The sequence below is a fragment of the Acinetobacter sp. Ac8 genome (assembly GCF_055392545.1).
Map to the genome: position 1 here is coordinate 1393773 of NZ_AP043689.1, position 14413 is coordinate 1408185.

General features: G+C 37.1%; 17 protein-coding genes and 1 other RNA gene. 14 read left to right on the forward strand and 4 right to left on the reverse strand.

From position 1 onward, the window contains the following. Positions 1-24 precede the first annotated feature (24 nt). The gene (locus ACZ5QH_RS06680; protein WP_303576429.1) at positions 25-351 is read left to right on the forward strand and encodes a hypothetical protein; all 327 of its coding nucleotides are present in this window, start codon (positions 25-27) and stop codon (positions 349-351) included. Positions 352-490: 139 nt separating this feature from the next. Here the strand turns inward: ACZ5QH_RS06680 and ssrS are convergent. From ssrS to ACZ5QH_RS06695, 3 genes are all read right to left on the reverse strand, one after another. Then, a non-coding RNA gene (gene ssrS, locus ACZ5QH_RS06685) (6S RNA) lies at positions 491-672 on the reverse strand. Positions 673-772: 100 nt separating this feature from the next. Continuing rightward, positions 773-1057, reverse strand: a complete 285-nt coding sequence (locus ACZ5QH_RS06690) for a cell division protein ZapA (RefSeq protein ID WP_056516198.1) — start codon at positions 1055-1057, stop codon at positions 773-775. A 2-nt stretch (positions 1058-1059) separates the two neighbouring features. Beyond that, positions 1060-1611 carry a hypothetical protein gene (locus ACZ5QH_RS06695; protein WP_004722081.1) on the reverse strand — a complete coding sequence of 184 codons (552 nt, stop codon included), beginning with the start codon at positions 1609-1611 and terminating at the stop codon, positions 1060-1062. A gap of 64 nt (positions 1612-1675) precedes the next feature. On the opposite strand from ACZ5QH_RS06695, the gene ACZ5QH_RS06700 reads away from it, so the two are divergent. From ACZ5QH_RS06700 to ACZ5QH_RS06740, 9 genes are all read left to right on the forward strand, one after another. Next, a complete protein-coding gene (locus ACZ5QH_RS06700) occupies positions 1676-2308 on the forward strand; it encodes a UPF0149 family protein (protein WP_004819950.1) in 633 nt (210 codons plus the stop codon). A gap of 323 nt (positions 2309-2631) precedes the next feature. Continuing rightward, a complete protein-coding gene (pepP, locus tag ACZ5QH_RS06705; RefSeq protein WP_303576430.1) occupies positions 2632-3954 on the forward strand; it encodes a Xaa-Pro aminopeptidase in 1323 nt (440 codons plus the stop codon). Positions 3955-3980: 26 nt separating this feature from the next. Further along, the gene (locus ACZ5QH_RS06710) at positions 3981-4544 is read left to right on the forward strand and encodes a GNAT family N-acetyltransferase (protein ID WP_303576431.1); all 564 of its coding nucleotides are present in this window, start codon (positions 3981-3983) and stop codon (positions 4542-4544) included. A 31-nt stretch (positions 4545-4575) separates the two neighbouring features. After that, positions 4576-5463 (forward strand): hypothetical protein, encoded by an 888-nt coding sequence (locus tag ACZ5QH_RS06715; protein WP_303576432.1) that lies wholly within the window; start codon positions 4576-4578, stop codon positions 5461-5463. A gap of 171 nt (positions 5464-5634) precedes the next feature. Continuing rightward, positions 5635-6525, forward strand: a complete 891-nt coding sequence (locus ACZ5QH_RS06720; protein WP_464016786.1) for a hypothetical protein — start codon at positions 5635-5637, stop codon at positions 6523-6525. A gap of 26 nt (positions 6526-6551) precedes the next feature. Beyond that, positions 6552-6920, forward strand: coding sequence for a winged helix-turn-helix transcriptional regulator (locus ACZ5QH_RS06725; RefSeq protein ID WP_303576550.1), 369 nt, complete (start codon positions 6552-6554; stop codon positions 6918-6920). 285 nt (positions 6921-7205) lie between these two features. Further along, complete coding sequence (gene ubiH / locus ACZ5QH_RS06730) at positions 7206-8417, forward strand: 2-octaprenyl-6-methoxyphenyl hydroxylase (RefSeq protein WP_034614245.1); 1212 nt, start codon at positions 7206-7208, stop codon at positions 8415-8417. Next, positions 8414-9652 (forward strand): FAD-dependent monooxygenase, encoded by a 1239-nt coding sequence (locus tag ACZ5QH_RS06735; protein WP_303576434.1) that lies wholly within the window; start codon positions 8414-8416, stop codon positions 9650-9652. The genes ubiH and ACZ5QH_RS06735 overlap by 4 nt, the downstream gene beginning before the upstream one ends. A gap of 175 nt (positions 9653-9827) precedes the next feature. Next, on the forward strand, positions 9828-10079 hold the full coding sequence (locus ACZ5QH_RS06740) for a hypothetical protein (protein WP_004722066.1): 252 nt from the start codon (positions 9828-9830) through the stop codon (positions 10077-10079). A 371-nt stretch (positions 10080-10450) separates the two neighbouring features. Here ACZ5QH_RS06740 and rsmI read toward each other — a convergent pair whose 3' ends face one another. Continuing rightward, positions 10451-11296, reverse strand: coding sequence for a 16S rRNA (cytidine(1402)-2'-O)-methyltransferase (gene rsmI / locus ACZ5QH_RS06745; protein WP_004819970.1), 846 nt, complete (start codon positions 11294-11296; stop codon positions 10451-10453). A gap of 10 nt (positions 11297-11306) precedes the next feature. On the opposite strand from rsmI, the gene ACZ5QH_RS06750 reads away from it, so the two are divergent. The 4 genes from ACZ5QH_RS06750 (at position 11307) to ACZ5QH_RS06765 (ending at position 14386) form a co-directional block, all read left to right on the forward strand. Continuing rightward, a complete protein-coding gene (locus ACZ5QH_RS06750; protein ID WP_096733564.1) occupies positions 11307-12257 on the forward strand; it encodes a penicillin-binding protein activator in 951 nt (316 codons plus the stop codon). 13 nt (positions 12258-12270) lie between these two features. Next, a complete protein-coding gene (locus ACZ5QH_RS06755) occupies positions 12271-12687 on the forward strand; it encodes a YraN family protein (RefSeq protein WP_034614252.1) in 417 nt (138 codons plus the stop codon). 105 nt (positions 12688-12792) lie between these two features. After that, the gene (locus tag ACZ5QH_RS06760) at positions 12793-13500 is read left to right on the forward strand and encodes a BON domain-containing protein (protein WP_004819975.1); all 708 of its coding nucleotides are present in this window, start codon (positions 12793-12795) and stop codon (positions 13498-13500) included. Further along, the gene (locus tag ACZ5QH_RS06765; protein WP_034614258.1) at positions 13484-14386 is read left to right on the forward strand and encodes an alpha/beta hydrolase; all 903 of its coding nucleotides are present in this window, start codon (positions 13484-13486) and stop codon (positions 14384-14386) included. Before ACZ5QH_RS06760 ends, ACZ5QH_RS06765 begins: the two co-directional genes overlap by 17 nt. Positions 14387-14413: the final 27 nt, after the last annotated feature.

Below are 14413 nucleotides of genomic sequence, written 5' to 3' on the forward strand. Positions count from 1 at the left end.
AGAAAAATTCTAAGGACTATAAAAATGAAATTGAAAATTTTATTGCTTTTATCATTTAGCCCGGAAATTTATGCAAATCAAATAGATCACTGCAAAATTATTGCAGAAAGTGCTGGAATGATCATGCAATTAAGACAGTTTGGTGTTGATTTAAATACAGCATTTAATTTAAAAGGCGAACTAAGTAATAATGCAAAAAATTTAGAAGTCATCATTGCTGATGCAGAAGCAAAACCCGTGTACGCCACAAATTTAGGTAAACAAAAAGCAGAAGAAGAATTTGCAGCTGAATGGAAAAAATTGTGTTTGGAATCAGTTCAGTTTTTGAATGATGGTGCAGGTCCGACTTAATCAGTTTATCGCGTGGATCAAAGAGAATAGATAGTTGTTTCGCTATAACCTATAGGGTAGGGCTATATTTTTGAAAATGTAATCAAATATAGATTCCCGCGTATCTTTATAATTTTTATTTTATAAGGATTTTAAAATAAAACACTCCAGAGATGCCGCTGCATGGTCGTTACCCTGAACCCGATGAGTTCAAGGTGGACGCGACGTACACTTAATGGGTTTCCCACTCAAGGTGGGCATACACTCAAAATATACAGAACACATCCATAAGTTTAAGTATCGGCAGGGGAATAGACGTACTGGCGAACACCCTAGAGTTGTATTAAGTATACATAATTTGGAGATTGTGGCAAATCACCAACGCTCATAATTTATAAATACAGCATAAAAAAACCAATCAATTGCACGAAAAAAAAGCGGTTTATCCCGCTTTTTCAACATCTTCTAACATGGTCGCTAATAAACGTTCGCATTGTGCATATTCTTGTAACGATTTATTCATGCCTAAAACTTCTTGCATCAGTTCTAAAGCCACCATGATCACCAATTTATTGTGTTCAACATTAGGGGCTTTACGGCGAAATTCTTGAAACTTTTCATTTAAAAGTCGACCAGCACGTTCGAGTTCTGGTTGCTTATCTGTTGTGGTGCCTAAACGGAAACTTTGCTCGATTAAGCGTAATTCTACAGTCACATGTTCAGACATACTCATACTTCCTCATTAGACTCTGATGGATGAGCAAGCTGTTGGATTTCTTGCGCATGGTGATCTTGTTCAGTCCCTAAAATCGAAAGGCGTTGAATAATGGCTTCCACTTTTGTTTTGGCATGTTCATTTTTTTGAATTAAACGTTCACGCTCATCTTGAAGACCTTTGATGTCTTGTAAGTGATGGCGCTGCTCATTTGCCATTTTTTCTTTAACCACACGCAATTCATTACGTTCAGCCAAAATTTCCTGAAAACGATTTTTTAAATCGGTACAGCTTTTTTCCAAACGCCCATAACGCTCAGCTAAAGATGTGGCATCTGTATTGAGCTGTTGAAACTGATTTTGTAACTGAGAGAGTTGCTCAGTGAGCGTATCAATTTCATCTTGTTTTTGGGTGATAATGCTATTTTTATGGCTAATTTGAGCATGAGATTGCTCTTCGCTGTTATCCTTTTCTTTTAACAGCGATGCATTTTCTTTCTCAACAGTTTCAATTCGTGTTTTTAAAACACCAATATGCGTCTGTAGACGCTGTAATTGTTCTAACATAACGGGTCGCACAGATTTGCAATCAAAGGTAATATATACAGAAGTATAGAGATTGGATAAACGAATGCAAGACGATATTTCAGGTTGGTCAGATTGGAATCAAAATTTTGAGGGGATTGAGGAAATTTCAAGCCCGAGTGAGTTACATGGCTTACTGACAGGTATAGTTTGTGTTACTGAAGTTCCGACTCGAGATGAATGGTTACAAATTTTATCTACGCTTGATGTGCCAAAATTAGACGATGAAGCGCTTGCACTATTGTCTGATGAAGCTGAGGACGTATCACACGCACTTTCAGACGATGATTTAGACTATCTTCCAATGCTTCCAGATGATGAGCATACATTGGCTGAGCGTGTGCAATCACTGGCAGATTGGTGTGCAGGGGTTGTGCTTGGCTTTGGTTTAGCTTCTGGGCATATTCGCGCAGATGAACAAGAACTCATTGAAAGTTTACAAGATGTCGCGTCTGTTGAGTTTGATGAATCAGATGATGATGATGAGGGCGAAGCAAGCTATCTTGAGTTGTATGAATTTGTACGCTTGATCCCTGTGTCATTATCAATGGGACGAAAAAAAGTTCCAGTATCTGAAAGCCCTTTATTGCAAAATTTTCATAGCAAAATGAAACAAGCAATTGATGCTTCTGAAAGTAACAATGTTGTAGAGATGTTTACTCCACATCGCCCAAGCTAAAACTAAGAAAAAAGCTAAGAAACTTAAACTTTGAGAACATTCATGTTTGATGAGCAGCCAGTTTTACAGCGCCCTTTACAGTGCTTTTTTATTCACTTTAAAAACATCGAAGTTGAATAAAGTAGTGATGTAAAGGGTTAAATTTTTTTAATTTGGAATGATTTGCTGGTTCTATTGTCGCGATTGAGCGGAGAACAGGAGAAATAATAAAATTATTTTAAAATATGCAAATATTGAGTCATCAGTATTTGCATTCATCTAAGCGTAATTGTAAGTTAAAGCTTCTTCCAAATTAATCATCTGAAATACAAGCTGAATAGAGAATGAAATTAACTCAAGCAGATTTTCAGGAACGTCGTGACCGCCTCGCTGAACAAATGGGTCCCAATAGCATTGCAATTATCTCAACCAGTCCTGAAGTCATGCGTAACCGAGATGCTGATTATAAGTTTCGTGCAGAGAGTAGCTTTTTCTATTTAACCGGTTTTGCAGAGCCACAAGCAGTTGCAGTCATAGAGACAGATGAAACTGGTGAGGAATATATCTATAGCTTGTTCTGTCGTGAACGTAATCGTGAAATGGAAATTTGGAATGGTTACCGCGCTGGAATTGATGGTGCGGTTGATGATTATGAAGCAGATGAAGCTTATGCGATTGATCTACTTGACGAAGAAATTATTGCTAAAATTTTAAATAAAGAAAAATTATTCTATCGTATTGGTCAACGTGCAGATTTTGATGCCAAGGTCAGTACTTGGATCACCAAAGCCAATGAATCTGGACGTGGTTTTGGCGTTCCAACGCAGTTGATTCAACTTGATCAAATTTTAGATGAAATGCGTTTGCATAAGTCCGATCAAGAAATTGCATTGATGCAAATCGCCTCAAATATCAGTGCAGATGCGCATACGCGTGCTATGCAAAAAGTTCATCCTGAGATGATGGAATATGCTTTAGAAGCTGAGTTGAATTATATCTTTGGTCAGAGTGGTTGTGTTCCTGCCTATAACAGCATTGTGGGTGGTGGGAAAAATGGCTGTATTTTACATTATGTTGAGAACAACCAACCCTTAAAAGATGGTGATTTGGTGTTGATTGATGCGGCTGCTGAGTATGAATGCTATGCCTCAGACATCACCCGTACTTTTCCTGTAAATGGTAAGTTTAGCCCTGAACAAAAAGCGCTATATCAAATTATTTTAGATGCACAAATTGCTGCGATTGAAGCAATTCAAATCGGTCATTCTTATAAAGAACCGCATAATGTTGCAGTACGGATCATGGTAGAAGGTTTGGTCAACCTTGGCATTATGCAAGGTGATGTTGATCAAATTATTGAATCTGAACGCTATCGTCAGTTTTATATGCATGGTACAGGGCATTGGCTTGGTATGGATGTGCATGATGTTGGCGCATATAAAGATGAAAATGGTCAATGGCGTAGCTATGAGCAGGGTATGGTTGTTACTGTTGAACCAGGTTTATATATCGCACCTGATGATGAAACAGTGGATGCAAAATGGCGTGGTATTGGTATCCGGATTGAAGATGATGTGGTTGCAACTGAACAGGGTCCTGTGGTCTTGACCAAAAATGTGGTGAAGTCGATTGAAGATATTGAAGCGTTGATGGCAAAGTCAGTATAAGTTTTTAATTTGAAAGGTGAGTATGTATGGATACTTACACCGTTTTAGCTAAGCCAGTAGAAACAAGTCGTTTGATTTTACGAAAGTTTGTTCACGGTGATGAAATCTCACTTTTTCATGAGTATTGCGGAGACAGGGAGTCTTCGAAATATTTACAAAGGCGACCACATGCCAATATTGAGCAAACCAAGTGTATGTTTGAAAATTGGAGTGGTACAAAATGGGAAAATAATGATAAAGATTTTGCTTGGATTATTGTCGAGCGCAAAACCAATTTAGCCATGGGGCTTGTGATGTTTATTCACAAGGGAGATCACGGTGAAATTCATTTTGGGCTTGGAGGTAAATTTCAAGGGCAGGGCTTTATGAGGGAAGCAATCACTGCTGTCATTGCTTATTTAAAAAATAGCAGTAGGCTTAAACGAATTGAGACTTTTTGTGATGCAGAAAATGTGAAATCACGAAACGTTCTGATTGAAACAGGATTTACTGAAAAAACCTTGTTAAAGCATTGGGCTATATTTCCAGCTTTGGGAGATAATAAGAGAGATTGTGTGGGTTTTATGATTGAAATAAATAAAAATATTTAAATAGAAATAAGGGTAAATCAAAGTGATACATATGAGATTCAGTTTTATTTCAACTTTTTTGACAGTAATGTCCTGTTCTTTATTGGCATGTCAGCCAAGTAACATCACAAATAAGAATACTCAAGTCACGAGTCAACAATTGGAAGTTATCGACCTACATTTTGGTGAACAAGGCCTAAAAGATTTTATTCAATATAGCCATACTCCTATAGATCGCCAACCTGCTGGAATGAATTTTTTATCACTTGATTGGACTCCACCTCAACTTGGTAAAGTAAAAGTTGTAACTGGGAAGAGTAGCTTTGAAATTGATAATGTCATAAGCGTCATGGGAACACAAATTGCGAGACGTAGTAATGATGGTATTCAGATTATGGATATCAATGCCAGTTTACATCAGAATGAGTATACCAATAGCCAAGAAGCATATACTGCGTATACAAAGATTATTGATCAAATGAATACTCAGCAATGGAAGCAGTATTTTTTACCTTATGCAGCTCGCATAGATAAAAAAGAAAATCTCAAATATATGGATCAAAATATGGGAGACGTAGTTGATCCTACAGTTAAATTAAGCCCTAAGGAATTACAAGAAATTTTATCAAAGACTAATAGGTTAGTTTTTAATTTATACAATAATGATGTCCGAGTAGATATTGTGATTAATAGAACTTATAAAGATGATAAAAAAGAACAATATATGGTGAGATATAGTTTTGAGCATTTTAAATATGCTGGACGAAATGCTATTTCTGATTCAGATACAATGAGTTCTGAGCAGTTACAACAAGCTTTTTTAAAAGAGCTAGATGAAAATAAGAATGATCGAAGAATGAAAGAAAGTAGAGCAAAGATAGCTGGTTATCAGATTGATGAAACTTATAAAGATCCTGATATTTGGCAATATGTTCAATAAGTTTATGTAAAGTTTTATATTAGACTCACATGATGTAGCTTAGGTGATATGTTTAAAATCGGCATGTTAATTCAGATTCAATATTTAAGAAGTCGACGAAGTAGATTTCACAAGACATTTGAATAAATAACAAGAGGAAATCGTAGTGGTTATAACAACAGAGCCATACGTATGAGATTCAGTTTTATTTCAACTTTTTTGACGGTAATGTCCTGTTCTTTATTGGCATGTCAGCCAAGTAACATCACAAATAAGAATATTCAATTAGCGAGTCAGCAATTAGAAGTTATCGATCTACATTTTGGTGAGCAAGGCCTAAAAGATTTTATTCAATATAGCCATACTCCTATAGATCGCCAACCTGCTGGAATGAATTTTTTATCACTTGATTGGACTCCACCACAACTCGGTAAAGTAAAAGTTGTAACTGGGAAGAGTAACTTTGAAATTGACAATGTCATAAGTGTTATGGGAACACAAATTGCGAGACGCAGTAATGATGGTATTCAGATTATGGATATCAATGCCAGTCTACATCAGAATGAATATACCAATAGCCAAGAAGCATATACTGCATATACAAAGATTATTGATCAAATTAATACTCAGCATTGGAAGCAGTATTTTTTACCCAACGATGCCCGCTTAGATAAAAAAGATAATCTTAAGTATATGAGTCAAAATATGGGAGAGGTCATTGATCCTAGTTATACTTTGAGTTTTAAAGAGTGGCAGGAGATGATGGTAGGAACCAATGGGAATATGTATTTTAATTTATATAATAATGATGTCACTCTAGGAATAACTTTTACTCAAACCCATAAAGATGATAAAAAAGAACAATATATGGTGAGATATAGTTTTGAGCATTTTAGATATGCTGGACGAAATGCTATTTCTGATTCAGATACAATGAGTTCTGAGCAGTTACAACAAGCTTTTTTAAGAGAGCTAGATGAAAATAAGAATGATCGAAGAATGAAAGAAAGTAGAGCAAAGATAGCTGGTTATCAGATTGATGAAACTTATAAAGATCCTGATATTTGGCAATATGTTCAATAAGTTTATGTAAGGATTATATCAAATTCATACAATATCGCTCAGGTTGCCCCGTTGAAGAGGTATTTGTGCAATTAGGTGGTCGTTGGAAAATGATGATTTTGTCCTTTTTACTAGAGAAACCTCGACGATTTAGTGAGATTAAAAATAATATTCCGAATATCTCGCAACGAATGCTTATTTTAGAATTAAATTTTCTTGAAAATAAAGGGTTTATAGAAAGGAATGTCTATGAGGGAAAACCTGTAAGAGTTGAATACTCACTGACAGAAGAAGGTCAGTATCTCGATCGATTTATACTCATGTGTAGAGAGTATGGTGAGTGGATAAGAAAAAGAGAAATGATGCGAGACAGTTTTAATCACTGTTTATGGAATGTTACATTTTTTTTAAATTGATTATGGGTATATCGCAAAATTATCAACGACATTTTTCTATTCTTCGTGTTTGATATTTAAACAATATCTTTAAGATGACATATCGGCCGAGCTAAATAACATGCTTAATTCTTGGCTAGAATTTTTAATTTTCATACTTATGTTAAAAATAGCGTATTGATTCAGTACAAATACAGCCAACAATTTCCTATTTCAATATAAAAATAACTTTGCTTGATGTAATATGAAATCAATCAAGATTATAAGTATTCAGTACGCTGAATCACATATAGAAAGGATAAAAGCATGCAACAAGAAGTCATCATCGTCGGCGGTGGAATGGTTGGGCTGAGCTTGGCTCTAATGTTGGCAAAAGCCAATATTGCGGTAAAGCTTTTAGAGGCTGTGAAATATCCAAATTATGATGATGCCAATCTTGCACCCTATCATTCCAGTTTTGATGCACGAAATACCGCGCTATCACGTCGTACCGTGCAAATTTATCAAAAACTCGGTCTTTGGGATGCTTTGCAAGAACATGCGACTCCTATTCTCGAAGTACATATCACTGAACAAGGCAGTTTTGGTAAAGCACGCTTAGTCGCAGATCAAGAAAAAGTAGAAAGTTTTGGACAAGTGATTGAAAATGCATGGCTAGGCCGTGTACTACTGACTCAAGTTCGCCAGCAAGCTTTAATTGAATTGATTGACGGTGTACAAGTCACCTCACTAAAACAAGAGGGTGACTATGTATATGTTGAAGCCAATCGTGGTGAAGAATATACCCATTCACTTAAAGCCAAATTGTTGATTGCTGCGGATGGTCGTGATTCTTTCTGTCGCCAAGCTTTAGGTGTTGGTGTGGATGTGCATGATTATGATCAGGTGGCAATTGTCACAACAGTACAAACCTCTAAACCACATCATCAAGTGGGCTTTGAACGCTTTAGCCATTTAGGGCCATTGGCATTGCTCCCATTGCCGGGGGAATGTCGTCGTTCAGTGGTTTGGCCGGTGAAAAAAGGCACAGAAGATGAATGGTTAGGTGATGAAAATGACCAACATTTCCTCGATGCTTTACAGCAAACTTATGGTGATCGTGCGGGTAAATTCCAGAAGACAGGTAAACGTTTTAGCTTCCCATTGGCACAAGTGCTTGCTGAAAAACAAGCGGTGGGTCGGGTAATTTTGATGGGTAATGCTGCACATACCATTCATCCTGTTGCTGGACAAGGTTTTAACTTGTGTATGCGTGATGCAGATGTGCTGATGCGTTATATCACAACGCAAATTGCGCAATCTGATGATATTGGACAACCTGAGATGTTAAAGGCCTATGAACAATCTCGCTTAACTGATCAGCAACGTGTGATTAAATTTTGTGATTCTGTAGTGCGTGGATTTAGTAATCAAAATCCAGTGTTAAAATTATTGCGTAATACTGGCTTGGTGGCTTTTGATGTGATTCCGGGGATTAAACCTTTGGTTGCCAATTATGCGATGGGATTAAAAGCATGACACAGCAAGATATGTTAGATGTGGTGATTGTTGGTGGTGGTCTGGTGGGTGGCTTAACCGCATTACTTCTAGCAAAAGGTGGTGTGCAAGCCACTGTTTTAGATGCAGCCCCTATTTTAGATGCTGAAAAGACTTTAGCTGTTGCTAATCCGCGGGTTTTAGCCTTGAGCCAAGCCACGATTCACTTGTTAAAAACGGTGAATGTATGGGAAAAAATCGCTCGCCAAATGCCCTATACAGGCATGCAAGTCTGGAATAAAAATGGTTATGGTGAAATTAACTTTGGGCAAGCCTCAGAAAACTTTCCTACAGCTGAGCAAAGCTTAGGTTCAATGGTTGAACCAAGTTTATTAAACCTTGCCATCCAACAGGAAATGTTGGAGCAACTGCAAGATTATCGTACTCAAGTTAAAGTTGTGCGAGTAGAGCAGGGGGTAGGTTGTTGGATCATTAAACTTGCAGATGGGACTGAGCTAAAGACCAAGTTAGTGATTGGTGCAGATGGTGCAAATTCATTTGTTCGTGATCAAGCATTTATCGATCTTGATGTTTTAGATTATCAACAGGCAGGTTTGACCTGTGCGATTCGTACCACACAACCACACCAATACGTGGCTCGTCAGATTTTCCATCCGACAGGCCCATTGGCATTTTTACCGATGGCGAGTTTAAAGCCAGAACAAGCTGAACACTGGATTTCAATCGTTTGGACCTTACCTGATGATTATGCAGAAGAATATGCGCGCTTAGATGATGCTGATTTTTGTGAATTATTGACACGTGAAAGTCATCATATGTTGGGCAAGATCGTTGAAGCGACACCACGGGCTCAATTTCCACTTAAGGCGCGTGCGGCACAACGTTATGTAAAAGATGGGCTGGCCTTGATTGGCGATGCAGCGCATGTAATTCATCCTTTAGCTGGGCAAGGCGTAAATATCGGGTGTTTAGATGCTGCTATTCTGTGTGATGTATTACTTAAAGATAAACAGCGTGGCGTATGGGCACATGAACAAACCTTAAAGCGTTATGAACACCAACGTAAAGGGCAAAATGATGCCATGATGCATAGCATGTCGATGATTGGTTTTGTAGAAACTGCGGAAATATTTCCATTGGTTTGGGCGCGTAACTTTGGCTTAAAACAAGTTGAAAATAAGCCATTTTTAAAAGATCAATTTATGGCACAAGCCAATGGGCTGGTAACTTTAAAAAGCACGCAATATGCCATTTAATTGGATTTCTGATATTTTTTAACCAATCATTTAAACAACATTACGAATTTGATGAAAAAAAACACGATTTTGTGTATCTAGATACTAGTCGAATGGCGAAGAGCTTGATACATTTCTCTGTAAAACATCACCATTTTTCGGATGGTACATTGACGTCATTGATGGGGAGTTAAAGATGACAGATACAAATGATTATGATGATAATTCAGAAGATCATGCAGTAGACGATGATGAAGCTAAAGCGGCTGAAAAAGGCGCTGCGGCAAGTGACTCTACAGTTTCAGATACAGATTTGGCTGAAGCTGAAACACTCACTGTGACAGCGAAAAAAAGACAGCGTGAAGCGTTGGAAGATGAAGTCGCTGCATTTTTAGCGCGTGGTGGGAGAATTACCGAAGTTCCACCAGATGAATCTGCTAAAGATTGATTTTAAAAGCACCGAAAGGTGCTTTTTTAAATTTGGTTGGAATGCTGTCTATTTTTAGATGTTTAAATCTCAATCTTAAAAAGTTTTAGTGTTTGTGACTTTTTACTTGAACTTTTAATGAACTATTTTATTTTTATGGATCCTTGCTGCTTGCTTTAAGTGTATGACTGATTAAATCATTAGGAATGTTGTACTTTTGATGATTTTTTTGCATCAGCTTTTATACGTGCCAGATTGATCAGTGTGGGATTAAAACTTATTGTGTTTTAATAGATTAAGGCAGGGGAAAAAGTAATCAGAGCAATCAGTTGCTTGTAGAAAAGCAGATTGAGAAATGCTTATATATGCATTTCTCAACTCAAGAAATAAAATTATTGTTGATTAGTCAGTTCTAAAGCACGTTGATAGGCGATTTTCTTTTTGATGCCGGTTAGATCTGCAGCAAGTTGTGATGCCGCCTTGACCGATAAATCTTGTAATAAGCGATTTAAAAGTTGATCTAACTTCTCTTGTTCCACATCTTGATCTTTGGCATCTGGTGCACCACCAATAACTAAAACAATTTCACCTTTTTGCTGGTTGCGATCATTTTCAATAAATGTCACCAACTCGCCCAAAGTCATCTTTTTAATCGTTTCAAATGTTTTGGTAATTTCACGTGCAAAACCCACAGGGCGATCTGCACCAAAAACATCAGCCATATCTTTGACACTGTCTAAAATACGATGAGGCGCTTCATAGATAATCATGGTTTGTGATTCATGTTTTAATTTTTCTAATTGAATCAATCGTTGTGATTGTTTTGACGATAAGAAGCCTTCAAAGCTAAAACGATCACTGGGTAAACCCACAGCACTTAGCGCAGCAATAGCAGCACATGCACCCGGCACAGGAATGACGCGAATACCATTCTCCTGAGCAGCACGGACCAATTTAAAACCCGGGTCACTAATCAATGGTGTACCAGCATCACTGACCAGCGCAATATTCTGACCGCTTTTTAATTTTTCGATAAGTATATCAATTTTGTTACTTTCATTGTGATCATGACACGCTGTGAGCGGAGTTGAGATATTATAGTGCTTTAATAATTGAGCAGATTGACGTGTATCTTCTGCCGCAATAACAGAAACAGACTTTAAAACTTCAATAGAACGAAAAGTCATATCATCTAAGTGCCCAATTGGGGTCGCTACGACGAATAATTGAGCACTCATAAAGGTCTCCATGAAGAATAAGTTAGTGTTGAACAGTATTAAAAGAGTGGTTGTGTTGGGAATGGTTGGATTTACAATCCAAGTTCACGCAGAAATTCTGGTTATATTACCTGAAACAGGCCCTATGTCGCGAGCGGGTTTGAGTATTAAACAAGGAATATTAAGTGCCGCGCAGGCCTCAAAGAATGAAATACCATTAAAATTTGTCGATTCAGATCAAAAGACCATCAAAGCGCTGTTAAAGCAGCATGTCAATAAAAAGACTAAAATGATTATTGGGCCTTTGGCTCGGCCTGATGTTGAGGCTTTAATTAATTTAAAGCCTAAAGTACCTGTATTGGCACTTAATGAAGTTTATCCAAGCTATAAAAGTGTTTGGCAATATAGTCTTTCTAAAAATGACGATGCTTTGGCACTGCTTGATTATATCCAGCATGATAAAGTCAGCAAACTCTATGTGGTGCGTGAAAAAGGCACAGAAGCAGAATCTATTAACTTTTTAAATGCATTATTTGCCAATTATATGGGTGAAGTTGATCCTGTAGAGCATATGCCAAAGTCGATTTCGGATCGAGAGGGTATTTTACTGTTAGGTTCAAACCAATGGTTGACCAGTTTTCCCAAATTACAGAAGAAAAAAATTTATACCCAAGCCATTGCTGTTGATGAAAAAAAGGCCTTGCCTAAAGGGATGAAATTCTGTGATGTTCCAGCCTTATACATCGCCGAATGGGATGATGTGGTCAAAGCTTATAAAGATAAACCGACCTCGTTACCGTATCAGCGTTTATATGCCTTTGGTGGAGATGCTTGGCATATTGCTGAACAATTTGTTTTGGATCCGAATGTAAAAAGCTTAACCTTTAATGGGCGCACTGGAAAAATTAAAATTGATGGCAATCGTGTTGAACGTATTCCGCAATGTTTTGAACGCTCAAAAAATAATTTAGTGCCTTTGTGATGACAGGTTTCTCATGGCAAAAAATAATTTAGGACAATGGGCGGAGCAAGAAGCAGTGAAATTACTGCTTCAACATGGCTACGAGATCGTAAAATTGAATTATTTCTCGCGCTTTGGTGAAATAGATATTATTGCACAGTCTAAACAAGAGTTAATTTTTGTTGAAGTGAAAGCAAGAACCCCGACACAGATGGGGCATGCTTTTGAAACGGTAAATCAATCAAAACAACAAAAAATGATTAAAACGGCGTTTAAGTTTTTACAAGAACATCCACAATATGAACAATATTATTGCCGTTTCGATGTGATTGGTTTTGATTTACATCATAAAATTGCAAAAAACGTACAGCAAGACCTCAGTAAAATCTCTTATGATCAATCTTGGATTGAAAATGCATTTACTTTAGATGCAGACTTGATTAATCTGTGACTGAAATTTATGTACGGTTATTTCAAAAATAAATATATTTTCCAGCATGTTAACGACGTTTAAATGGGTTGTTTAGCAGGCTGAAATTAATAGGAGTCTTGCTGAGTGTTAAAACGTATTGTCATCACCATGATGTGTGTAGCAAGTTTGTCTGGTTGCGCGAGTTTTATCTCAGGTGGTACTGGTTCTTCACCAGTGGGAACAGATAGTGGTGTTCGATCTTTAGGACAAGTGTTTATTGATTCTTCTATTGAGCGAACTGCGAAAATCAACTTGTATAAGTTGGATGCTCGATTTAAGCAATCTCGTGTCAATATTAATAGTTTTCATAGCAATGTGTTACTGACAGGGCAAGTGCCAGATGCACATTTAAAACAGTTGGCAGAAGATAATCTACGAGCAATGAGCGATGTAAAAGCAGTCCATAATTACCTGACTGTAGGCAACCAAATCGGTTATAGCACCATCATGCAAGATGCATCAGTCACTGTGAATACTCGTGGTTTAGTGATGAAAGCGCCTGTGGTTTCAGACAATAAAGTCTTGATCCATACAGAAGACGGCGTGTTGTATGTTTTAGGTCGTTTAAACAATGCTGAAATTGCAGATTTAAATGATGTTTTACAAAAAGTTGGAAATGTGACTAAAATTGTGACCTTGATTGATAACATCGAACAAGCAAATAATTCAGTCCAAACTTCATCTTTCACAGCACCTGTGGTAAATAATGTACAGCAACAACCTGATGTACAGACACCTGTTGCGATTGATCCTAATGCTACAGAGCCAAACAATAATGTTATTCAACAATAGGTTAAAAGTTTTAAAAGTTAGATTTGGAAAGCAGTTTGAACACCTAAAATCTCAATTTAAATCGCACTATCAAGATTTTCGTTTATACGATTTAGGCAGTATTACCATTAATGGCTTGACTCCTAAAAAGGGCTATTCCATTCAGCATAATATTGCCTATGGCTTAAAGGCGAGACAACGTTTAGATTTATATATTTCTAATAAAAAGCAACAAAATGCGCTGATTCTTTTTGTTCATGGTGGGGCATGGAGTCATGGCGATAAAAGTGCTTATAAATTTGTAGGCGAGGCGTTTAGCCGTTTTGGCTATAACGTGGCAGTGCTGAACTATCATTTGGCACCTGAGCATAAATTTCCAAGCTATATTGATGATCTTGCTGTTGCATTGAATTATTTGGAGCAACAACAAGCACGTTTTGGTATTTCAATGGATAAAATTGCCTTGATGGGGCATTCAGCAGGCGCATTTAATATTGCGTCTTTGCTTTATCATCCTAAGCACTACCAACTGGCCATCAAACAAAATATTAAAGCTTTGATTGGAATCGCTGGACCTTATCATTTTGATTATAAAGGCGATGCTTTAGCCGAAAATGCCTTTGATCAAAGTATCCCTTATCAACAAGTAATGCCGTATTATTTTGTTGAAAAAAATGAGGTAAAGCATTATTTGTTCTTGGCAGAAAATGATCAGATTGTTAAAGCTAAAAACTCTTTAGATTTTAAACAGCAATTACTTGAACAAGGTAATCATTGTGAAATTTACACGATTCCTAAAACTGGGCATATTTCAATTATGGGCAGTGTTTCAAGTCTGTTTAGTCGATTCTATAAAACCCGACCTGAAATTATTAAGGTTTTAAATGAAGCGATGAAAAATGCCTAGCAATCGCTAGGCATTTTTGATTTGAAC

What these genes read in the sequence shown, in the direction of transcription:
- ACZ5QH_RS06680 (WP_303576429.1), top strand. Translation starts at nt 25, where the DNA reads ATGAAATTGAAAATTTTATTGCTTTTATCATTTAGCCCGGAAATTTAT.
- ACZ5QH_RS06755 (WP_034614252.1), top strand. Translation starts at nt 12,271, where the DNA reads ATGGCAAAAAATAATTTAGGACAATGGGCGGAGCAAGAAGCAGTGAAA.
- ACZ5QH_RS06710 (WP_303576431.1), top strand. Translation starts at nt 3,981, where the DNA reads ATGGATACTTACACCGTTTTAGCTAAGCCAGTAGAAACAAGTCGTTTG.
- ACZ5QH_RS06700 (WP_004819950.1), top strand. Translation starts at nt 1,676, where the DNA reads ATGCAAGACGATATTTCAGGTTGGTCAGATTGGAATCAAAATTTTGAG.
- ACZ5QH_RS06720 (WP_464016786.1), top strand. Translation starts at nt 5,635, where the DNA reads ATGAGATTCAGTTTTATTTCAACTTTTTTGACGGTAATGTCCTGTTCT.
- pepP (WP_303576430.1), top strand. Translation starts at nt 2,632, where the DNA reads ATGAAATTAACTCAAGCAGATTTTCAGGAACGTCGTGACCGCCTCGCT.
- ACZ5QH_RS06750 (WP_096733564.1), top strand. Translation starts at nt 11,307, where the DNA reads ATGAAGAATAAGTTAGTGTTGAACAGTATTAAAAGAGTGGTTGTGTTG.
- ACZ5QH_RS06695 (WP_004722081.1), bottom strand. Translation starts at nt 1,611, where the DNA reads ATGTTAGAACAATTACAGCGTCTACAGACGCATATTGGTGTTTTAAAA.
- ubiH (WP_034614245.1), top strand. Translation starts at nt 7,206, where the DNA reads ATGCAACAAGAAGTCATCATCGTCGGCGGTGGAATGGTTGGGCTGAGC.
- ACZ5QH_RS06690 (WP_056516198.1), bottom strand. Translation starts at nt 1,057, where the DNA reads ATGTCTGAACATGTGACTGTAGAATTACGCTTAATCGAGCAAAGTTTC.
- ACZ5QH_RS06735 (WP_303576434.1), top strand. Translation starts at nt 8,414, where the DNA reads ATGACACAGCAAGATATGTTAGATGTGGTGATTGTTGGTGGTGGTCTG.
- rsmI (WP_004819970.1), bottom strand. Translation starts at nt 11,296, where the DNA reads ATGAGTGCTCAATTATTCGTCGTAGCGACCCCAATTGGGCACTTAGAT.
- ACZ5QH_RS06740 (WP_004722066.1), top strand. Translation starts at nt 9,828, where the DNA reads ATGACAGATACAAATGATTATGATGATAATTCAGAAGATCATGCAGTA.
- ACZ5QH_RS06715 (WP_303576432.1), top strand. Translation starts at nt 4,576, where the DNA reads ATGAGATTCAGTTTTATTTCAACTTTTTTGACAGTAATGTCCTGTTCT.
- ACZ5QH_RS06765 (WP_034614258.1), top strand. Translation starts at nt 13,484, where the DNA reads ATGTTATTCAACAATAGGTTAAAAGTTTTAAAAGTTAGATTTGGAAAG.